The 15,059-nt window shown below is 72.8% G+C and carries 12 protein-coding genes; 6 read left to right on the top strand and 6 right to left on the bottom strand.

Annotated elements, in window-relative coordinates; all coding sequences use genetic code 11:
• Positions 1-330 precede the first annotated feature (330 nt).
• Positions 331-1,698, bottom strand: a complete 1,368-nt coding sequence (locus IG74_RS0130175) for an SWF or SNF family helicase (RefSeq protein WP_420709961.1) — start codon at positions 1,696-1,698, stop codon at positions 331-333.
• A complete protein-coding gene (locus IG74_RS0130180; protein ID WP_030683853.1) occupies positions 1,695-4,568 on the bottom strand; it encodes a DEAD/DEAH box helicase in 2,874 nt (957 codons plus the stop codon). The genes IG74_RS0130175 and IG74_RS0130180 overlap by 4 nt, the downstream gene beginning before the upstream one ends.
• 248 nt (positions 4,569-4,816) lie before the next feature.
• On the opposite strand from IG74_RS0130180, the gene IG74_RS0130185 reads away from it, so the two are divergent.
• The 4 genes from IG74_RS0130185 to IG74_RS0130200 all read left to right on the top strand — a co-directional run bounded on the left by IG74_RS0130185 (position 4,817) and on the right by IG74_RS0130200 (position 10,202).
• Complete coding sequence (locus IG74_RS0130185; RefSeq protein ID WP_030683855.1) at positions 4,817-5,872, top strand: fatty acid desaturase family protein; 1,056 nt, start codon at positions 4,817-4,819, stop codon at positions 5,870-5,872.
• 164 nt (positions 5,873-6,036) lie between these two features.
• A complete protein-coding gene (locus IG74_RS0130190) occupies positions 6,037-6,219 on the top strand; it encodes a hypothetical protein (RefSeq protein ID WP_030683858.1) in 183 nt (60 codons plus the stop codon).
• Positions 6,220-6,757: 538 nt separating this feature from the next.
• On the top strand, positions 6,758-8,053 hold the full coding sequence (locus tag IG74_RS52275; RefSeq protein ID WP_030683859.1) for a hypothetical protein: 1,296 nt from the start codon (positions 6,758-6,760) through the stop codon (positions 8,051-8,053).
• The gene (locus tag IG74_RS0130200) at positions 7,956-10,202 is read left to right on the top strand and encodes a hypothetical protein (protein WP_158857830.1); all 2,247 of its coding nucleotides are present in this window, start codon (positions 7,956-7,958) and stop codon (positions 10,200-10,202) included. Before IG74_RS52275 ends, IG74_RS0130200 begins: the two co-directional genes overlap by 98 nt.
• A gap of 99 nt (positions 10,203-10,301) precedes the next feature.
• Here IG74_RS0130200 and IG74_RS0130205 read toward each other — a convergent pair whose 3' ends face one another.
• A complete protein-coding gene (locus tag IG74_RS0130205) occupies positions 10,302-11,156 on the bottom strand; it encodes a hypothetical protein (protein ID WP_030683863.1) in 855 nt (284 codons plus the stop codon).
• 480 nt (positions 11,157-11,636) lie between these two features.
• Positions 11,637-11,912: a hypothetical protein gene (locus tag IG74_RS0130210; RefSeq protein ID WP_030683865.1), complete on the bottom strand. Its 276-nt coding sequence runs from the start codon at positions 11,910-11,912 to the stop codon at positions 11,637-11,639.
• 97 nt (positions 11,913-12,009) lie between these two features.
• Here IG74_RS0130210 and IG74_RS0130215 point away from each other — a divergent pair, with 97 nt between their 5' ends.
• A complete protein-coding gene (locus tag IG74_RS0130215) occupies positions 12,010-12,915 on the top strand; it encodes an oxygenase MpaB family protein (RefSeq protein WP_030683866.1) in 906 nt (301 codons plus the stop codon).
• Here the strand turns inward: IG74_RS0130215 and IG74_RS0130220 are convergent.
• Positions 12,904-13,425, bottom strand: coding sequence for a PadR family transcriptional regulator (locus tag IG74_RS0130220; protein WP_030683867.1), 522 nt, complete (start codon positions 13,423-13,425; stop codon positions 12,904-12,906). The genes IG74_RS0130215 and IG74_RS0130220 overlap by 12 nt on opposite strands.
• 194 nt (positions 13,426-13,619) lie before the next feature.
• Here IG74_RS0130220 and IG74_RS0130225 point away from each other — a divergent pair, with 194 nt between their 5' ends.
• Positions 13,620-14,381: an alpha/beta fold hydrolase gene (locus IG74_RS0130225; protein ID WP_030683870.1), complete on the top strand. Its 762-nt coding sequence runs from the start codon at positions 13,620-13,622 to the stop codon at positions 14,379-14,381.
• A gap of 20 nt (positions 14,382-14,401) precedes the next feature.
• On the opposite strand, the gene IG74_RS0130230 is transcribed toward IG74_RS0130225, so the two are convergent.
• Complete coding sequence (locus IG74_RS0130230) at positions 14,402-15,004, bottom strand: class I SAM-dependent methyltransferase (RefSeq protein ID WP_030683871.1); 603 nt, start codon at positions 15,002-15,004, stop codon at positions 14,402-14,404.
• Positions 15,005-15,059 lie beyond the last annotated feature (55 nt).

Here is a 15,059-nt window from a genome sequence, read left to right on the forward strand (position 1 = left end):
TGCCGGTCGCCGTGCCGTGAGCGCGGTACCGAGCCCGTCGCCCGCAGCGCGCCGACGGCGCCTCCCGCGAGGGGCAGGAGGCGCCGTCGGTCATCACCAGCCGATCAGCAGCGGTGGGGGCACCTACCTCGTCATCCCCCTTTCGGCCAGCTCCGCACAACTGCATCGGCGCGCTCAACGGTCCTCGATGCCATGACCTTGCTCAATCGCTGACCGGGGCGAGTGCGCGTGCCGGTGTTCCCGGCGCACAGGGCGCGCGTGTGGATACGCCGGTGTCGCCGTACACGTTTCAGCCATGCGGAGCCAGTGCGGTCGCGTGACCCGGTGCGGTCACTCGCCGCCCGTCACGACTGCCAGGGCCGTCGCCGGATCGTGGGCCGCCGGTCCCGCGGGCGTCCAGCTACCGTGCTCCTTGCGGTACGGCCACCAGCGGCCGTCGTGCCCCTGGCGGAGCTGGGCGTCGGCACCGACGACCGTCCAGCGGTTGGCGGCGGCGCGCAGCGTCGGCCGCTCGTCCTCGTCCCACGCCGCGTCGAGCGCGGCACGCGCGCGTGCCAGGGCCTCGCCTTCCGGAATCCACTCCTCCTCCAGTACGGCGAGCGCACCCCGTCCACCGAACTCCCACGCTCGTACGGCACGCGCGAGCCCGTCCCTGTCCCTGCCCGAGCCTTCCGCCAGCCGGGCGCCGATCGCCGTGGGCGCGGCCGTCGCAAGGCGCACGGCGTCCTCGGCGAGTGCCAACTCGGCTTCGACGGGCAGCCCTTCGTGGCCGGGGGAGAGGGCCTCGGCGAGCAGTCGGTGCGCCTCGGCCGCCGTGCGGGCCGCGAGGAACGCGAGCGCCGGCACGTCGACGCCGGGCGCGGGATCCGTCTCCGTGTCCAGGGACGGCGGCAGGCCCGGTTCTGAGGGCAGCGGAGGCAGCTCGGGCAGCGGAGGCAGGATCACCCCGTCCGCGTACGCCTGGGCGGCGTCCACGCCCTCCTGAGCGGTGTCGGCGGCCACCGCCTGAGGGGCGGCTTCGACATCCTGGCCCGCGACACTGCGCACTTGCAGTTCGTCGAGGAGCTCACGCTCGCCGCGGCCCCGCATCAGGAGCAGGACGAAGGGATCCTGGTCGAGCAGCCGCGCCACCTGGTAGCAGAGCGCGGCCGTGTGCCCGCAGTGGTCCCACGCCTCGCAGTCGCACTCCGGCTCCAGATCGCCGATGCCCGGCAGGAGTTCGACGCCCGCCGCCGCCGCGTCCTCCACCAGGTGGGGAGGCATGTCCCGGTCGAGCAGCGCGGCGATGTGCCCGGCCCGCTCGACGGTCATGCCCAGGAAGTGGTCCCACTCCTGCGGACTCAGCCGCTGGAGCAGCACGTCCGAGCGGTGCGGCGTGCCGTCCTTGTCCTGGACGAGCGCCGTGATGCGTCCGGGGCGTACGGAGACCGCGCCCACGGCTCCCGCGCGCGCCAGTCTGCGGCCGGTCTTGAGCTGCGCGGTGTCCAGGGCCGTGTCCTCCAGGGCCTGCATCCAGGCGCGCCCCCACCAGGTCTCCGCGAAGCCCCGCCCGTGCGCGGGCGGCAGGGCGGCGAAGGTCCGCTCGCTGTCGCCCGTCGTCGGCTCGCCGTCGTACGCCGTCAAATGGTCACTCCCGTCGGTGTCGCTCATGCCGTCCTCGTGCGCCCCTGGGCGGGCCTCGTCGTACGCGTCGCTCATCGCGCACCCCCTCGCAGCTCCACCAGGTCGGCCAGCTCGGCGTCGGTCAGCTCGGTCAGGGCCGCCTCGCCGGAACCGAGGACGGCGTCGGCCAACTCGCGCTTGCGCAGCAGCATCTCGGCGATGCGGTCTTCGATCGTGCCCTCGGCGATCAGGCGGTGCACTTGGACGGGCTGCGTCTGGCCGATGCGGTAGGCGCGGTCGGTGGCCTGCGCCTCCACGGCCGGGTTCCACCAGCGGTCGTAGTGCACGACGTGCTCGGCCCGCGTGAGGTTCAGGCCCGTGCCGGCGGCCTTCAACGACAGCAAGAAGACCGGCACTTCCCCGTCCTGGAAGCGCTGCACCATCGCCTCGCGTTGGGCGATCGGGGTGCCACCGTGCAGGAACTGGGTCGGGACGCCACGCGCCGCCAGGTGCTGTTCGATGAGCCGCGCCATCTGCACGTACTGGGTGAACACGAGGACGCCCGCGTCCTCCGCCAGGATCGTGTCGAGCAACTCGTCCAGGAGCTCCAGCTTCCCCGAGCGGCCGGTGAGACGGGGCGCGTCCTCCTTGAGGTACTGCGCGGGGTGGTTGCAGATCTGCTTCAGGCCGGTGAACAGCTTGACGATCAGACCGCGGCGGGCGAAGCCGTCCGCACCGGAGATGTCCGCGAGCGCCTCGCGCACCACCGCTTCGTACAGGCCCGCCTGTTCGGTGCTGAGCGACACCGCGCGGTCGGTCTCCGTCTTGGGCGGCAGCTCCGGGGCGATGCCCGGGTCGGACTTGCGGCGCCGCAGCAGGAAGGGGCGCACCAGGTTGGCGAGCCGCTCGGCCGCGGCCGGGTCCGTGCCGCTCTCGACGGCCTGGGCGTAGCGGGTGCGGAAGGTGCTGAGCCTGCCGAGAAGGCCGGGGGTCGTCCAGTCGAGGATCGCCCACAGCTCGGAGAGGTTGTTCTCCACCGGGGTGCCGGTGAGCGCCACGCGCGCGCGTGCTCCGATGGCGCGCAGCTGCTTGGCCGTCGCGGAGTACGGGTTCTTGACGTGCTGGGCCTCGTCGGCGACCACCAGGCCCCAGTCGACTTCGGAGAGCCGCTCCGCGTCCAGGCGCATCGTCCCGTAGGTGGTCAGGACGAACTCGCCGTCGGCCAGGTCCTCCAGACCGCGCTGGGCGCCGTGGAAACGGCGCACCGCCGTGCCGGGCGCGAACTTCTGGATCTCGCGCTGCCAGTTGCCCATCAAGGACGTGGGGCACACGACGAGGGTGGGTCCCGTCGTGGCCTCCTCGCTCTGGCGGTGGAGGTGCAGCGAGATCAGCGTGATGGTCTTGCCCAGGCCCATGTCGTCGGCGAGGCAGCCGCCGAGTCCCAGGGAGGTCATCCGGGCCAGCCAGTTCAGGCCGCGCAGCTGGTAGTCGCGCAGGTCGGCGGCGAGCGCGGCGGGCTGCCCGACGGGCTCCATGCCCTCGGGGTCCGCGAGGCGCTCGCGCAGCGTCGCGAGCCATCCGGTGGGCTGGATGTCGACACGACGGCCGTCGACTTCGGTGCTGCCCGTCAGGGCGGCGCTCAGCGCGTCGATGGGGGTGACCTTGCGGTCCTGCTGTGCGAGGGCCCGGCGCGCCTCTTCCGGGTTGATGAGCACCCACTGGTCGCGCAGCCTGACCACGGGCCGGTTCGACTCCGCGAGCCGGTCGAGTTCCTCGCGGGTCAGCTGCTGGTCGCCCAGGGCGAAGCGCCAGTTGAAGGCGAGCAGCGCGTTGGCGGAGAGGTACGACGGCGTGTCCGACGTCAGCTTGTCGGGGCCCTTGGGGGCATCGCCGTCGTCGTCCGGGCCGATCACGGCGCGTGCGGTGAGGCTGCGCGCGAGCTCCCGCGGCCAGTGCACGTCGACGCCCGCCACGGCGAGCACGCGCGCGCCTTCACCGAGGAGGGCCGTTACCTCCTCGTCGGCCAGCTCGATGGCATCGGGGACCGTCGCCTGCAACAGCGGGCCGAGCGGCGACCACGCGCGTGTGGCACGCCGTAGGGCCAGCAGTGCGTCCATACGGGCTCGCGGACCGAAGGCCTCCGCCGCGGCCCCGGAGCCGGACCACACCTCCGCGGCGTCGGCGACGAGCGACGGGTCGCTGACGCTGTGGATCTGCACCACGGCCCGGAAGGGCAGTCGCGTCTCCTGGGAGGACTCGGCGAGGAGCCCCGGGACCTCGACCCGCAGGGAGATCCGCACCCCCGCGTCGTGCCCGGCCGCGACGTCCGCGGCCCAGGCGCGCTGCTCCGGCACGTGCTGCGGTTCGGGCGCGGCGAAGGCCCGGTGGCCCGCGGCCGGTACGGCGGCGGGGGAGCGCGGCAGGGTGTCGGCGACCGCGTCCAGGAACTGGCGCAGCAGCCGCTCGGGCGCGGGCAGCCGCGGCGGCGCGGCCCCGTCGAGCGGGACCGCGTGCGCCGCGGGGGGCATCGCGGCGGCGAGGTCGCGCAGTCGCTCCAGATCCCCGGCGCCGAGCGGGCCCGCGCGCCAGGCGTCGTGGTCGCTGTCGGTGAGTCCCGGCAGCAGCAGCCCCCGGGCGGCCAGTTGCAGCGCGAGCACGGCGGCCGTGCCCCAGAAGGCGGCGGTCGGATGAGCCCCGGAGGCGGCCCGCACGCGCGTGAGGACGGGCAGAGCGACCCGTACCGGGAGCAGTACCGCCGGTACGACATGGAGGTGGACACCGTCGTCGTCCGGCACTGCGACGGTCAGGTCCTGGACGGTGCCCGCGGCCGTGGTGGGCGGGGCGTCGTCGTCCGGGTGCCAGAAGGCGACGTGCCCGGTCCGCCCGGGGTCACCGGGTACGAAGACGACGGAGCACTGAGAGAGTTCTGAGATCTCGGAGGGAGTGACAGCGGGGAGCCTGTGCACAGCGATGGCGCATTCCTCAAATTTGACTAATGAGACCGGAGCGGCCGAGAGTACAACACGATTCCGGACCTGCGGGCTTCGTGAGGCCGTGATCCCGATCACTCTCGGTGGTGAGGGTGTACTCAGCACCCCTATGGCCCCCTGCTGGCACCCCGCCCGATACGGGTGGTGGCGCCATGGTCGCCAACGGTCACTGATCCGTACGTTTCCTGAGGTCAGCCCATCCTCGTGGAGCCGGAGAATCGACCATGCCCCAGGCCAGCACAGCCGTCATGGCCCGCCCCGCGGGCGCGTCCAGGCAGCCGTCCGCCGGAAGTGACTTCGCCCCGCTGTTGCGCACCGTCAAGTCCCAGGGACTCCTGGAGCGGCGCACCGGCTGGTACGCCCGCAGCATGATCGTCAACGCGGCGGCGCTGACGGCGGTGGCGGTGGGCATGTTCGCCTTGGGGCACACCTGGTGGGTCCTGCTGCTGGCCCCGGCTCTGTCCGTGCTGTGCGTCCGTACCGCGTTCATCGGCCATGACGCCGGGCACTCCCAGATCACCGGCAACCGTACGGCCGCCAGGCTGATCGGGCTCTTCCACGGCAACCTCCTGCTGGGCATGAGCGTGAGCTGGTGGAACGACAAGCACAACCGTCACCACGCCAACCCCAACCACATCGACAAGGATCCTGACGTCGCCGCCGACGTCCTGGTGTTCACCAGCAAGCAGGCCGGGGTCCGCGTCGGCTTCCGGCGCTGGCTCACCCGCCACCAGGCCTGGCTGTTCTTCCCGCTCACGCTGCTGCAGGGCATCGCCATGAAGGTGTACGGCTTCCGGGACCTGCGCCGTCAGAGCCCGCGCGGACGCGTGGTGGAAGGCGCTCTCCTGGTGGCCCACCTCGTGGGCTACGGGGCCCTGCTCCTGACCGCGATGCCCCTGGGGCACGCCCTCGCGTTCGCCGCCCTCCACCAGGCCCTGTTCGGCCTGCACCTGGGCATGGCCTTCGCGCCCAACCACAAGGGCATGGAGATGCCCGACCCGGACGGCGAGCGGTGGGGGCACCTCCAGCGGCAGGTGCTCACCTCCCGGAACATCCGTGGCGGCGAGGTCACCGACTGGCTCCTCGGCGGCCTCAACTACCAGATCGAGCACCACCTCTTTCCGAGCATGCCCCGCCCGCACCTGCGGCTCGCCCAGCCACTGGTCCGCGCACACTGCCATGCTGTGGGTATGCCTTACGCAGAGACCGGCCTGATCGATTCCTACCGGCAGGTGCTTCGCCACATGTACGAGGTGGGGGAGCCGCTCAGGGCGGAGTGACGCCGAGTGGCCCGGAGGGCGTCGAGGAGTTCCCGGGCACGACTCGGGGTTCTCTCGGGGTCGCACCTCAGGGGCCGGTCAGGGTCGCGTCCTGGAACTGGGCAAGGGGCCGATCCCGTTTCTCAAGGCAGAGAGCGGCAAAAGCCGCGAAGGAGGCGACGGACATGTCGAAGAAAGCGAAGATCGCCGCAGGAGGCGTGGCGGCAGGGCTCATCCTGCTGATCTGGCTGCCCTGGTGGATTGCCTTCCTGATCGTGATCGGCATCCCGGCGGCGGCCTATCTGACACTCGACCCCTCACAGCGACGCAGGCTGCGCCGCGTCAGCCGCAAGGAGCTCGGCCGCTGAGTGGCCGCGGCTGCCCGGCCTTCGTAGCGGGCGGTGCAGGTCCGCTGGCCGCTGCTCCGCCCACGGCATGCGATACGCGACGGGCCCGCTGTGGGCGGAGCGCAGAGGGGTGGGGCAGGCGAGGAAGCCCCGGCCCGTAGGCGCGGTGTGACGCGCGCGTGAGGCGCCGCAGGTGCGAGACGGCTCAGGGGGGAGGAGCTCAGGGGCAACAAGGTCCGCGAGGAGAAGGGCCAGGGACGGCAAGGTCCAGAGCGGAGGCGGCAGCGGAGGAGAGGGGGAGGGGGCTCGGAAACTACAAGGCTCAGAGGCGCCAAGGTCCAGAGACAGCAGGTGACGGCAGGTCCAGAGACGCCAAGGTTCAGAGGCGCCACGATCCATGACGTCAAGGCGCAGAGACACCAAGGCTCAGAGAAGACAAAGCCCAGCAGGGAGAAAACTCGCCGAGATCGAAAACCCGTTGCGTCAGCCGGGCACGGCCCCGCACCATGGCGCCCATGACTTCCGGAAAGGAGGCCCAGCGATCCCACGGTGATCGCTGATGGCCGCACACGAAGCGTCGTCACAGACGCGCCACGTCAAGAACCAGACCACACCCGAGAGCGCCCCGGCACCTCTGACGCCGGCCTGGCTGAGGTACCACTTCGACCCGCTGCCCTTCCCGGCACGCACCAGCGCGCTCGCGCGCTACGCCCGCACCCTCGCCCCGGCCGCATACGACTCCCTGCACCACGCCCTCGATGCCGGTACGCCGGACGAGCGGCACGCCGCGCTCTTCCTCGCCGTCGCCCGTCGCGACCTCACCACCGTCGCCGACGCCCTGACCGACCCGCTGTTGCGCCGCCGCGCCCTGGCGGCGGCCATCCGGCTGCCCATCGCCGACGAGGCCCTGGAGCAGCTCGCGCTGAGCCCCGTGGGCGCGGCTCGGCACGAGACGTACCGCGTCTTGCGGCACAGCCGCCGCTCCGCCCTCGCGGCGCGTCTCCTGCCCGCCGTGCACCAGCAGTACGGCGCGCGGGACGCCGCCCTGCTCCTGCCCGCATGTCCCGCCGAAACCGTCGCGGACTGGCTGCCTCGGCTCGATCCGCCCTCTGGCGTGCTGCACACGCTGGCCCGCACAGCGCCACGGGCGGTCGCGGGGCTGCTCGTCTCCCGTTCCCAGGGCACATCGCGTCACCGTCGTTGCGCCACGGGCGGTCACCGCGCGGTGGCGAGCCTCGCCGCGCGGCGCGACCGGGACGCCGCACTGCTCCTGCTCGACCAAACCCCCGACCTGGTGTCCGGGCCTGCGGCCCGCCACCTGCTGCGGTGGCCCGACCGCGTGCTGGAGATCCTGCGCGATGCGCCCCCCGGGGAGGACGGATCGCCGCGCGAACTCTCCCTGCCGCCCGGGCCCTTGCCGCCCTCCGTGCGTCGCGCCCTGCGCGCTCTCCCGCCCGAGGATCTGGTGGATCTCGCGCGACGCTGCCCGCCGACCCGTGTCGGCACCGGCCGTTCCCGTCGCGTGGAGGTAGCCCCGGACGGCCTGTTGGCGCTGCTGCCCGCGCCGGAGCGGGACCGGCTGGTCAGTGAACGGACAGCGCGGTCGCGCGCTGTCCGTGGCGTCCCGCTGCCCACGCTCGCGGCCCTGGCCGCGGCCGACCGCGCGCCTGGTGGGCCCGTGGGTGGAGCGCTGGTCGCGCCGGGACTGGATGGTGTGCCGCCTCGCCCCCGCGCTGCCGCTCGCGCAAGGCGAACCGTTGCTCCGTGCCCTCGCCGAAGGCCATCGCGCACACCTGCGTGCCCTGGCCTGGCCCGCGCTCCTCGCCTGCGCCGAACTCGAAGGCGATCCGGATGAGTTCGCCCGCGTCGTCGGTGACTGCGAGCGGGCATGGCACGACCAGGACGAGGTGCGCCGTGCTGCTCTGGAGCAGTTGTCCGGTGCCCCCGGGCGGCTCCTGGCGGCTCTCCCGGACCGCGTACTGCGCGACGCCGCGGTGACGACCGTGCAGTCCCGCGACTCGACCGCCGGAACGTTGGCCGCGGCCGACACGTTGCTGCGCCGGGCCGTCCACAGCGCGGCGTCGAGAGGGGGCGTGCGCCGCGCCGCCTACGCCGCGGAGTTGCTGGGCCACGTCGTCAGCGACCCGCGCCTCACGCGGTCGCCCCGCCCCCTGCGCGTCGACAGAGCGACCGCGCAAGCCATCTGGAACGCCACGCCGCCAGAGACACGCGCGCGTGCCGACCTGCGCGTCCACCTCGCCGCGCTCCTGGCACCCCACCTGGACGCCCTGCCCGACCTCGACGCCCTGGTGCGCCAGACCGCGCTGGAGGACGACGACCCGCAGCTCGCGGCGCGCGCGGCGGCCACCTGGGTGGCCCCGGGGCCGCTACGGGAACAGCGCTGCGCCGAACTGGTCGGCATCGACGCCTCGTTCGCGACACTGCCGCGCGTCCTGGACGTCCTCGCCGCCCGCCGCACCGACCTCCTGAGCGATCTCCTCGCAGCCGCTCCCGAAGGTCTGACCGGCCGTGTGCGGCCCCGCGCCGCCGCCTGGACTCCCCGGCTGCGCGCGGGCGTCGTAGGCCGCTGGCTGCCCGCACAGCGCCACGCCTGGGAGGCACACCACGCCGAGGTCGCCCAAGATCCGCACGCCCCGTTGCGCGCCCGCGCCGACGCGGCCGCCCACCTGCGTGACCCGAGTCTGCTCACCGCGCTCGCCGACACGGCACCCCAACCGGTCGCGGCTGCCGCACTCGGAGCGCTGGGGTCGGCCATGGAACCGCTCCTGGGCGATCAGCACACGGTGTACGGCGCCGCGACGCCCGGAAGCGAGCCCGTCCTCGACACCCTGCTGCGCCATGCCGCGACGGGCGGCGTCCGCGGGCGCGCGGCCATGGGTGCCCTGCGGAGCCTCCTGAAGGCCCTGCCCGAGCGGGACGCCCTCATGCTGCTCGCGCCGGTCGCGTGCGCTGCGGACACCCCGGTGGGCTCCCGCAAGGAAGCCGCTCGCGCACTGGCCGAACTGCCCGGGGAGGCGGCCCATGACGCGCTGGTGTCCGCCTGGGACGCGCCACGGCAACACCGTGACGTGCGTGCCGTCCTGGCGCTCGCCCTCGTGGCCACGATCGACCGCCCCGGAATCGCCGATCGGCTGCTGCGGGGTGCCACCGAACCCGCCGTGCGCGAGGCGATCGTCCACACGCGCGTGGGGCCCGTCAGGGACTCCATGACCCAGGCCTACCGCACGTTCCTGACCCGCCTCTTGAAGGAAACAGACGATGAGACCGCCGTCGCCGTGTGCAGGGCCCTGCCGGCCTGGTGTGCGCCGGACAGCGACGACGTCCTGCGGGCGTTGGTCGCTGTGGCCGTTGACCCGGCGCGCAGCCGACGCCAGTGGAACGCGGCGGCACGGGAGCTGATCTGGCTTCCCCTCGGCCCGTCCGGCCTCCGCGTCCTCGCTGACGCCTTCCAGGAGCTGCGACAGCGGGGGATTGCGGCCGACCGGCAGGTGAGGGAGGACGCCGTGCGCCGTCTTGCGGGCATCGCCGACGCCTTGTCGCGGGCCCAGCACGCGACCGTGGAGACCCTGCCCGTCATTGACGAACTCGCAGCGGCTCTGTGCGCGGTCGGACTGCGACGCGGGGCGGCCCGACTCCTGTGGGACACCTGCCTGGCCGCGCTGCGGCACGGCCGGTGCGACCGGGAACGCTGGGAAGGACTGCTCAGTCTGGTCGAGGAACGCCCTGAGCGGCTCGCCCTCAGCGGCGAGCCGTATCTGGACGTCGACGCCCCGCGTGCCAGGAGCGCACTACTCAACGCCGCCCGGCTCCTGCGAGAACGCGGCACCCCGGTATCGGGCCTCATGGCCCTCACGTTGGTGAACGCCGGTGGCCAGGCGGCTTCTTGGGAGGACGCCTGGATGGGCGAACTGGAGGCTCTGCGACGCCACGAGGACGGCGACACGGCGACCGCCGCGCTCCTCCTGGACACCGGAAGACGCTGAACCGCCCTGCCAGGGAGGAGCCGCAGACCAGATCCCCCTGAGAGCCGCCGCCCGCCGCCCCACCCCGGGAGGAACACCCTCCTAGGGAGGATCACCTCCCTAGGAGGGGCGTACCGCCATCCTGTCGAGCGCTGCGAGGAGGCCGGGGAGTTCGGGGCCGCGCCCCACCGGAAGCACCTCGCCCGGCTCCTCGTCGAGCAGCACGAACGCGATGTCGTCGGTCCTGGCGACCATGGACCAGCCGGGACCGTCGGCACGCAGGGTACGGGCCTCCCCGGAGGCGAACGACGACCGGACCCGGCCGAGGGGAGGAGGCGTCTCCACGTAGGCACGCACTTCGGCCAGGACGCGCCGTACGCCCGTCAACGGCTCCGCGTGCGCGGCCTCGGCGGCCACCGCTGGGAAGTCGTCCCGCGGTTGCTCGCCCCCGGACCCGGTGCCCGTCGTGAAGTCGGTGTCGTCGATCTGCTCGCGCCAGGCGGCCCACTGCAGGGCGATCTCGTCGGCACCGAGGCGCCGCTGCGCGGGCCCCCACGCGTCCGCCTCCGGTGGCGCCAGGGGCGCGCGGTGGGGCCGGCCGGGTTCGGGCTCCGGGTCGTGCGGCGCGGGCACGCCCGGCGCGGCAACGGCCACCGCGAGCGGCCAGCCCGGCAGCGCCTCGACCACGGTGCGCTCGCCCGGCGACAGGTCGTACTCCATGCCGCAGTCCCACGCCGCGATCGCGACGGCGACGAGCGAGACGTCGTCGGTCACGACCGTCCAGCGCGCGCCGGCGCCGTCCTGGCCGAGCACCAAGCCGTATCCGGCGGCCACCGGCGGCAGGCCGAGGGCCGCACAGGCCTCCGGGTAGTCGTCGCCGAGCACGCTGGGGAACTTCGCGGGCGTCAGCAGCACCGCCGTCAGTACGTACAGGGCGTCGTCATCGGCGGCGACGGCGTCGTCCGTTCCGGCCATGCAGGCCTCCCCATCACTGCCCACTTGTTTCTCCGGCGGCGCACCATAACCACTGGCCCCAGGCGTCGTCGAGGGGGCGGTGACCAGGAAAATCCGCTCGTCTGCCGGTACAGGAGCCCGCTACGGTGCTTGTCATGTCCCGGGTCAGTTCGCACTTCGTGTGCCTCGCGTGCCGCGTGTCGTACAAGAAACCGGCCGACTACGCGCGTGTGCGTCACGATGTCTGTCCGCGCTGCGGCGACCCGCTGCTCGACGCGGGCTCCGCGCTCGCCGTGCCCAAGCGCAGGGACATCGCCGCCTGGCGGGCCCTGTCCGCGGTCCTGAGGGCGGGCGTGCGCTTCCACCAGGACTGCTGCGGATACGGTCCGGGCTACCGCCCCCGCACGCCGCGCGAGGTCCGTGAACGGCTCGCCCACGCCGCCGAGACAGGCGTTCCGCCCAGCGTGGCGCTCGTCTGCGCCGACCCCACCCACACCGACGTCACGGGGCGGGCAGACCGAGGAGCGTACGCGCCACGGAGTCCGGGGACTCGTCGTGCTCCCGAGCGAGGGCGATGACCGCCCGACAGGCCAATTCGCTCACTCCGAAGGACAGCGCTTCAGGCGAGACCCAGCCGGCGGCCTCGTCGATCTGCTCCTGGTCGTCCTCGGCACAGGCCGCCACGTAGACGGCGGCCGCTTCGAAGAGGTTGTGGGCGCGCTTGTCGTCGGCCGACGCGGTGTCCACCCTCCAGAGCTTGCGAATCCAGTCGATCATTCAGGTCACCTTCCCCCGTGCGGGCCTACCACTAGGTGCTCATCCTTCGTACTCCAAAGTAAAGTTGAAGGCTCGGCGGCAGAAGGGGACCCGTGCGGTGAAGCGCTACGAGCGACTCCAGCAGATCCGGTGCCTCGATCCGGAGAAGGACTTCCTGGAGATCTACCGACTGTCCGCGACCTACGAGTTCCCCTGGGACTACACGCGCGCTCTGGAGCTCGCGCTGTACCGGACCTACGCGGTGCCGAGCATCGGCGCCCTCCTGGCCGAGACGGCGGAGTTCAACACCCGTACGCAGAAGCGGTACGACGACACGGCGCTGCTCCTCGACGCGGTCGTCGAGCACGGCTTCGACAGCGACGAGGGGCACACCGCGATCCGCCGCATCAACCAGATGCACCGCAGTTACGACATCAGTAATGACGACATGCGCTACGTGCTGTGCACGTTCGTCGTGATGCCCAAGCGCTGGATCGACGCCTACGGATGGCGCAGGCTTTCGCGGCACGAGACGGCCGCGACAGCGGTGTACTACCGCACTCTGGGCCAGCACATGGGCATCAAGGAGATCCCCGGTACCTACGAAGAGTTCGCACAGTGCCTCGATGCCTATGAAGAGGCCCACTTCGGATGGGACGAGGGGGCGCGCAGCGTCTCCGACGCGACCCTGGAGCTGATGATCTCCTGGTATCCGCGCCCGCTGGCGCCCGTCCTGCGCAGGGCGACCCTGGCGCTGCTCGACGAGCCGCTCCTGCGGGCCTTCCGCTACGAGCGGCCTTCCGCGCCGACGCGCGCGCTGACCCGGCGCGCGGTGCGGCTGCGCGGCCGCGCGGTCCGCCTGCTGCCACCGCGCACGGCCCCGCACTACGCGCGGCAGAACTGGGAGGTCAAGGGCTACCCGGACGGTTACCGGCTCGGTGAGCTCGGCACTCGTCCGGCGCCCGGTGTGCGTGGCTGTCCGGTGCGGCACGCGGAGGCGTCCGCGGCGGGCTCAGCCGAGTGACGCGAGGGTCTTGCGCAGCCAGCTGAGCTCGGCGCGGCTCGTGGCCCGCGCGATGGTGAGGATGCCCTGCCGGAACGGGTCGTCCAGTTCCTCCGCGCGCAGCGGCCGGTCGCCGTCGTAGAAGAAGCTGGCCGGTTCCTGGAGGAAGGTGAGGCGCCGCCGCAACACCGCGGCCTGGGCGTCCGCGTCCTCCAGGTGCCGCAGGAAGGCGAGCACCGTGAACCAGCGGTTCTCGTCGGTGATGTCCGCCCGCTCCGGCTCGGCCAGACGGCGGCGCAGCTCGCTCCTGCCGTCCGCGGTGAGGCTCAGCACGTGGCGCGGCGCGGCCACGGCGCCGGGTTGGGTCTCGCGGGCCAGCAGCCCCGCCTTCTCGAGCCGTTTGATGGCCGGGTACAGCGTGCTCTCCGCGACCGGGCGGACGTGCCCCGTCAGGGCGGTGATGCGCTTGCGCAATTCGTAGCCGTGCAGTGGGCAGTCGTACAGGAATCCGAGGATGGAGAGCTCCAGCATGCCCGCATTCTGCCGCACTCACGGAGTACATCGATATCGTAGTACTTCGATGCCGATGTATTGTGTGCCGGAACACGAACACGGAACGCAGGGCGTGGAGCGCAGGACGCAAGAAGCGGAATGCAGCGCTCAGCGGATCGACGCGGTACCCAACGGGTCACGGCACTCAAACGGCATTCAAGGGGGAGCGGAACATGACGATCGGGAACGCGCGGTTCGACGCGGAGGGCAGCCTGATCCGGTGGACCGAGTTCGAGGGCGAAGGGCCCGCGCGCGTGTACGTGCACGGCCTCGGTGCGGCATCGGCGCCCTACCACGCGCACATCGCCGCCAGGCCCGAACTGGCGGGACGCAGATCGCTGTTCGTCGACCTGCCCGGGCACGGGCTGAGCGACCGCCCCAGCAGCTTCGGCTACACCCTGGAGGACCACGCGGACGCGCTCGCTGCGGCCCTCGACGCGGCGGACGTGCGTGACGCGGAGATCGTCGCGCACAGCATGGGCGGGGCCGTGGCCATCGTGCTGGCCCACCGCAGGGCCGACCTGGTGGCGCGCCTCGTCCTCACGGAGGCCAACCTCGACCCGTACCCGCCGAAGACCGCGGGCAGCAGCGGAATCGCGGACTACGAAGAGGACGCTTTCGTCGCCGAAGGCCACGCGCGCGTACTGGAGAAGGTCGGCCCGGGGTGGGCCGCGACCATGCGCCTCGCCGATCCGCGTGCCCTGCACCGCAGTGCCACCGGGCTCGTGCGCGGGACGCAGCCCACGATGCGCGCGATGCTGATGGAGCTCTCCGTAGAGCGCGTCTATGTGCAGGGCGCCCTGAGCGGTGACGTCCCGGGCGGTGACGGTCTGGAGGCGTCCGGCGTGCGGGTCGTCACCGTGCCGGACGCCGGGCACAACGTCATGCTGGACAACCCGCCCGCCTTTGCCGCGGTGCTCGCGGGACGCTCCTGAGCGACGCTCTCGCGAGCCCTTTAAGGGCGTTGTCGTACGGCCAGGGCGAGGAAGCGGGCGTCTTCGTCGACGTACGACGTCATCCGCCAGCCCGAACCGGCGAGGAGCGGACGGAGGTTGTCCTCGGCGCGCAGGTCGTCCGGGGTGATCTGACGGCCCTGGCGGGCCGCGAGGGCCGCGCGCCCGATGGGGTGGAACAGCGCGAGCAGGCCCTCCGGGCGCACCACCCGGGCCAGCTCCCGCAGGTTCTCGGCAGGGTCGGGCAGGTGCGCGATGAGGCCCGCGCCGAACACGGCGTCGAGCGTCCGCGCGCGCACGGGCAGCCGCGTCACGTCCGCGAGCAGGAGCCGCCCGTGGGACTGCCTGCCCGCCCGCACGGCGGCTTCCAGCATGGCCGGAGTGAGATCCACCCCCAGGACCGTCCCGGAGGGCCCCACCACGTCCCTGAGCGCCGGCAGGGCGCGGCCCGTGCCGCAGCCGGCGTCCAGGACCCGGGCGCCCGGCCGCAGCCTGAGCTCGGCCACGGCAGCGCGGTAGGCGGGGCCGTCGTCGGGGAAGCGGCTGTCCCAGTCGGCGGCGCGTGCCGCGAAGAACTCCCGGACGCGTGCGTGGTCGTCGGTCATGGGCTCATGATCCCGCATGCCTCCGGAGGCCGCTCCGGAGCAGTGAGCACACTTT

It is taken from the genome of Streptomyces sp. NRRL B-1347 (assembly GCF_000720325.1).
Classification (GTDB): Bacteria; Actinomycetota; Actinomycetes; order Streptomycetales; family Streptomycetaceae; genus Streptomyces.

Excerpts from the sequence above, each read along its gene's own strand:
- IG74_RS0130175 (WP_420709961.1), bottom strand. The coding sequence starts at position 1,698 with ATGAGCGACGCGTACGACGAGGCCCGCCCAGGGGCGCACGAGGACGGC.
- IG74_RS0130185 (WP_030683855.1), top strand. The coding sequence starts at position 4,817 with ATGCCCCAGGCCAGCACAGCCGTCATGGCCCGCCCCGCGGGCGCGTCC.
- IG74_RS0130190 (WP_030683858.1), top strand. The coding sequence starts at position 6,037 with ATGTCGAAGAAAGCGAAGATCGCCGCAGGAGGCGTGGCGGCAGGGCTC.
- IG74_RS52275 (WP_030683859.1), top strand. The coding sequence starts at position 6,758 with ATGGCCGCACACGAAGCGTCGTCACAGACGCGCCACGTCAAGAACCAG.
- IG74_RS0130205 (WP_030683863.1), bottom strand. The coding sequence starts at position 11,156 with ATGGCCGGAACGGACGACGCCGTCGCCGCCGATGACGACGCCCTGTAC.
- IG74_RS0130210 (WP_030683865.1), bottom strand. The coding sequence starts at position 11,912 with ATGATCGACTGGATTCGCAAGCTCTGGAGGGTGGACACCGCGTCGGCC.
- IG74_RS0130220 (WP_030683867.1), bottom strand. The coding sequence starts at position 13,425 with ATGCTGGAGCTCTCCATCCTCGGATTCCTGTACGACTGCCCACTGCAC.
- IG74_RS0130225 (WP_030683870.1), top strand. The coding sequence starts at position 13,620 with ATGACGATCGGGAACGCGCGGTTCGACGCGGAGGGCAGCCTGATCCGG.
- IG74_RS0130230 (WP_030683871.1), bottom strand. The coding sequence starts at position 15,004 with ATGACCGACGACCACGCACGCGTCCGGGAGTTCTTCGCGGCACGCGCC.